The organism is Acidisphaera rubrifaciens HS-AP3 (genome assembly GCF_000964365.1).
Lineage (GTDB): Bacteria > Pseudomonadota > Alphaproteobacteria > Acetobacterales > Acetobacteraceae > Acidisphaera > Acidisphaera rubrifaciens.
This window is the reverse complement of the sequence record NZ_BANB01000793.1, coordinates 1-5159: the sequence shown is the minus strand read 5'-3', so window position 1 is coordinate 5159 and position 5159 is coordinate 1. Positions and strand designations below refer to the sequence as shown.

Annotated in this window: 5 protein-coding genes; 2 read left to right on the top strand and 3 right to left on the bottom strand. The window is 72.0% G+C overall.

Features of this window, described 5'->3' with window-relative positions; genetic code table 11:
* The 3 genes from typA to B8460_RS17800 form a co-directional block, all read right to left on the bottom strand.
* On the bottom strand, positions 1–1531 hold a 1531-nt coding region (gene typA / locus B8460_RS17810), incomplete at its 3' end, for a translational GTPase TypA (protein WP_048862964.1).
* Positions 1532–1697: 166 nt separating this feature from the next.
* Positions 1698–2300 (bottom strand): hypothetical protein, encoded by a 603-nt coding sequence (locus B8460_RS17805; RefSeq protein ID WP_048862963.1) that lies wholly within the window; start codon positions 2298–2300, stop codon positions 1698–1700.
* A 167-nt stretch (positions 2301–2467) separates the two neighbouring features.
* Complete coding sequence (locus tag B8460_RS17800) at positions 2468–3433, bottom strand: adenosine kinase (RefSeq protein WP_048862962.1); 966 nt, start codon at positions 3431–3433, stop codon at positions 2468–2470.
* 153 nt (positions 3434–3586) lie between these two features.
* Here B8460_RS17800 and B8460_RS17795 point away from each other — a divergent pair, with 153 nt between their 5' ends.
* Positions 3587–4255, top strand: a complete 669-nt coding sequence (locus B8460_RS17795; protein WP_048862961.1) for an EI24 domain-containing protein — start codon at positions 3587–3589, stop codon at positions 4253–4255.
* A gap of 334 nt (positions 4256–4589) precedes the next feature.
* Entirely contained in the window at positions 4590–5129 is a 540-nt protein-coding gene (locus B8460_RS17790) for a bactofilin family protein (protein ID WP_084623863.1), read from the top strand.
* Positions 5130–5159 lie beyond the last annotated feature (30 nt).

Here is a 5159-nt window from a genome sequence, read left to right as displayed (position 1 = left end):
ACAGGGTGCCGCGCTCCTGGAGGTAGAACAGCGCGTATTGCACCGCCTCGCCGTCCACGTTGCTGATCAGGGCGCCGTTGCGGCGGCCCTCGATCGGGCCCTTCCACGGACCATAGCCGGCGAACAGCCGGTTCATGATGCCGGTGCCGCGCGTGTCGGTCAGGAACTCGCCGTGATAGCCGATCAGCCCGCGGCTCGGCATGTGGAAGGTCAGGCGTACCTTGCCGCCGCCCGAGGGACGCATGTCGCGCAGTTCGCCCTTGCGGCGGCTCATCTTCTCGACCACCACGCCGGAATAGGGCTCGTCCACGTCGATCAGCACCTCCTCCATCGGCTCCTCGCGGACGCCGGTGTCGGGGTTGGTGCGGGTCAGAACGCGCGGCCGCCCGATCGTCAGCTCGAACCCTTCGCGCCGCATCTGCTCGATCAGCACGCCGAGCTGCAGTTCGCCGCGGCCGGCGACCTCGAACGCCTCGGTCTCCTGGCTGTCGGACACCTTGATGGCGACGTTGCCCTCGGCCTCGCGGTATAGCCGGTCGCGGATCTGCCGGCTGGTGACCTTCTTGCCCTCACGCCCGGCCAGCGGCCCGTCATTGATGCGGAACGTCATCGCCAGGGTCGGCGGATCGACCGGGGTTGCCGGCAGCGGCCCGGTCAGCGACGGATCGCCGATCGTGTCCGGGATCGTCGCTTCCGTCAGGCCGGCAATGGCGATGATGTCGCCCGCCTCCACCTCGTCGACGGTCACGCGATCAAGGCCACGGAAGGACATGAGCTTGGTCAGGCGGCCGGTCTCGACCACGCTGCCGTCGGCGCGGAAGACGCGCACCGGCTGGTTGATCCGCGCGCGCCCCTGTTCGAGCCGCCCGGTGAGCACCCGGCCGAGGAAGTTGTCGTAGTCCAGGATCGACGCGACCATCGCGAAGGGCGCGTCCTTGTCCAGCGTCGGGGCGTGGACATGACGCAGCACCAGGTCGAACATGGCCGACAGGTCCTTGCGCGGCCCGTTCAGCTCCAGATCGGCCCAGCCCTGCCGGCCGGAGGCATACAGCATCGGGAAATCGAGCTGCTCGTCCGTCGCGCCCAGCGCGGCGAACAGGTCGAACACCTCGGTATGCACCTCGTCAGGCCGCGCGTCGCCGCGATCGACCTTGTTCACCACGACGATCGGACGCAGGCCGCGCGCCAGCGCCTTGCCGACCACGAACTTGGTCTGCGGCAGCACGCCCTCGGCGGCATCGACCAGCACGATGGCGCCGTCCACCATGTTCAGGATGCGCTCGACCTCGCCGCCGAAATCGGCGTGGCCAGGGGTGTCCACGATGTTGATGCGCACGTCGCGCCACACGACGCTCGTGCATTTGGCGAGGATGGTGATCCCGCGCTCGCGCTCGAGGTCGTTGCGGTCCAGCGCCCGCTCCGCGACCTGCTGGTGCTCGCGAAACGCGCCGGACTGGCGCAGCAGCTGGTCCACGAGTGTCGTCTTCCCATGGTCGACATGGGCGATGATGGCGATGTTGCGGATGTCCATGGGGGCTCGGGCGCCTGGCTGTCTGGTGCGGCGCACACATAGGGCGGCCGGCGCCCGGGTGCGAGGAAAATACGCTCAGGCCCGCCCCGCGTGCAGCGGGACGGACCTTTCGGCAACCGGTTCGGGCCTGCCGCCCGGGGTCAACGCCCCGGGCGCGGGTCCGTCGTCAGTGCGTCGTGGTCATCGGATAGCCCGACCCCGCGCCATGCGCGGTGCCGCCCGGCGCGGCCTGCGGCACCCCGGTCAGCGTATCGGTCGCCATCGTGTCGGGCGGGATCGGCGCCGCGTCGGCCACCGGCATGCCATTGACTGCGCTTTGGTTCAGCGCCTGATCCAGATGGCGGCTCGCCTCGGCGAGGTCATGGTGACCCAGCGCCTGCCGCGCCGCCTCGATATGGGCGACCATCGGGTTGTCGGTCGGCGTGCCGGTCATGCCCGCCGCCACGCTGCGGTCGAGCAAGCGGGTCTCGGCGCGCTCCAGCGCCTCCTGCGCCATGCCGGTCTTGCCGGAAGACAGCGCCCGCTGCGCGTCCTGGATATACTGCGCCGCGCCGCCATCCATGCTGCCCGGCGGCGTCGGCAGGCGCGGGGCGATCACCGATCGGGTATCGGCGCTGTCGATGTTGCTGGCGTGCGTGGACGCCGGAAATGACTCGCCGACGCCCGGCACATGCCCCGGTCGGATCGACTGGTCGGGCTGACTTTGCGCCATGGCGCCACCGGCGGTGATGGCCAGGGCAGCAGCGGACAGCAGAAGCGTCTTGTGCATAGCGTTCACTCCGGGTTGAGCGACACCCATGCCAGCCACGGCCATGCTGGCCGGGCGCCGGGGTCGCGATGGTGATCGGGCGCGCCGCGCCGCGATCGGACCGACACGGAATGAACGCGTCAGGCGGCGGATGTTTTGGCCGCCGCTGTCACAGTCGGTTGAGGCTGCTATGCGGCCGCCCGGGGACGCCGGGCGCCGATATGGGCGATCACCTCCGCCGCCGACAGGCTGGCGATGCGCCCGCACTCCGCCAGCGGCAGGTCGCGCGTCAGGCCATACAGGAACCCGGCCGCATAGGCGTCGCCCGCGCCCGTCGTGTCGACGACCCGGGCCGGCTCCGCCGCCACCGCGATCGTCTCGTCGCCGCGGAGGATGACGCTGCCGGCCTCGCTGCGGGTCAGGGCGGCCAGCCCCACGTCCCCGCGCGCCGCCGCCATCGCCTCCTCGAACGAGTTGACCTCGTACAGGCTGGTCACCTCCGCCTCGTTGGCGAGCAGAATATCGACGTGGCCGGCGACGAGTTCACGGAAGGCGGCGCGGTGCCGGTCCACGCAGAAGGCGTCCGACAGCGACAGCGCGACCTGACGGCCCGCCGCATGGGCGGTGGCGGCGGCCAGCCGGAACGCCGCCTGCGCCGCCGGCGGATCGAACAGATAGCCCTCCAGATAGGTCACGGCGGACTGCGCGATCAGCGCGGTATCCACGTCCGCCTCGCCGAAGGTCACGCAGGCGCCGAGGAAGGTGTTCATCGTCCGCTGCCCCTCCGGCGTGACGAGGATCAGGCAGCGCGCCGTCGGCAGCGTGCCGGCCGGCAGCTTCGCGGTCGGGAAATGCACCCCGCTCGCCGCGATGTCGCGGCTGAAGGCGGCGCCGAGCGGGTCCTCGGCCACCTTGCCGAGATAGGCGACGCGGGCGCCGAGTTCCGCCGCGATGGCACAGGTGTTGGCGACCGATCCGCCGCTGCTTTCCTCGCCCGGCGGCATGGCGGCATACAGCGCCTCGGCCTGGGCGGCGTCGATCAGCCGCATCGCGCCCTTGTGCATGTCGTGGCGCGAGAGGAACCCGTCGTCGGTGCGGGCGACGACATCGACGATGGCGTTGCCGATACCCAGAATGTCGAAGCGCGCCGGCATCAATAAGCTCCTTGCGGTCCGCGGACGGGACACGCGGCGTGACAGGGGGGTGCGCCCGCGCGAGCGGGCGGCCGGCGCGGTCCTAGCATCCGGCGCCTGCGTCGCCTAACGAAAGCTGCCGCGATGCGGCAAGGCGGCCGGGGGGGGGGAACGATGCGACCGATTCTGCTGGCGCTGGAACAGCTCGACGACCCCGCGCTGCAGGCGGTCCTGTGGCGCAGCCTGGCACTCGCCGCCGCCTGTTTCGCGCTGGTCTGGGTCGGCGTCGCCTATGGCGTTCACGGCCTCGCCGGGCTGCACGGCTGGCTCGCCTGGGTCGCCGGACTGGCATCGGGAGTGCTCACGGCGCTGCTCGCGTTCTGGCTGTTCGTGCCGCTGGCGGCCGGGATCGGCACCCTGTTCATCGAACGCATCGCCCGCGCGGTCGAGCGACGGCACTACCCGCGCCTCCCGCCGGCGGCCGGCGCGAGCCTCGCGGTGCAGGTCTGGGACGGCGTCGTGGTCGGGCTGCGCATCCTGCTGCTGAACGTCGCGGCACTCGCGCTGGCGATTCTTATCCCCGGCGTGGGCGCGGTGCTCGGCCTGCTGGTGACCGCCTATGCGATCGGGCGGGGCCTGTTCGTGGCCGTGGCGCTGCGCCGTCTTGACCGCGCCGCCGCCGAGTCGGTGTACCGGCGCAACCGCGCCGCGATCCTGGGATACGGCCTCGTGCTGGCGGTCGCGGCCTATGTGCCGCTGATCAATCTTCTGGTGCCGGTGGTCAGCATCGCGGCGATGGTGCACGTCCTAGATGCCGCCCTGACGCCGGCCGGCCGGGCGTAACAGCGGTGGATAAGACGCAAATCAAAGGGGTTGCGGGTTGTTCGGGCGCGCCCGGGCGTGTAAGCCGGCCGGGCCCGCGTGGCGGCCCGCCTGCCACACGCACGCTCCGGCGCGCTGGAACCCAGACTTGTCCTTGGGGGGAAAGATGTTCAAACGCCGCAGACCCGACGACGGGCCAGGTCCGGACGCGCCGCTGACCGCCACGCCGCGGGCGGCAGCGACCGGACCTGCCGGACCTGCACGGCCCGACGCGGACATCCCCGCCCGGGCCGCCGGGTATCCCGCCCTTCGCCCGGCGCCACCGCCGGCAGCGCACGCACAGGAGACAAGCAAGATGGCGCGTTCACCCTTCTCGACCACCCCGCCCACGCCGCCGCAGGCCCCGACCCCCACCACCATTCCCACCGCGCCACGCGCGACCACCCCGCCCCCGGGGATGGCGCCCGGCATGAGCCCGGCCGGCGGCATGGGCCGCCCGGCCATGCCGGAGACGGCCGAGCGCCGCACCCTCGTCGTCGGACGCGGCATCAGCGTGCAGGGGACCGTGCAGGACGCCGAGCGTCTGGTGGTCGAGGGCACGGTGGAAGCCAGCATGATCCACGCGACCGAGCTGTCCATCAACCAGGGCGGCGTCTTCAAGGGCGAGGTCGAGGTCGAGGACGCGACGATCGCCGGGACGATCGACGGGACGCTGACCGCCCGCGGCAGCCTGATCGTCCGGGCGAGCGGCCGGGTGCTCGGCACCGCGCGCTGCCGCCGCCTGCAGGTCGAGGACGGCGGCCAGATCACCGGCCGCATCGAGATGCTCACCGACGCGCCGCGCGCCGAACCCGCGCCCGCGCCGGTCCGCCCGGCGGTCGAGCCCGCCGCCTGAACACCCGCCCTGGGCCGGTCCCGCGCCGCC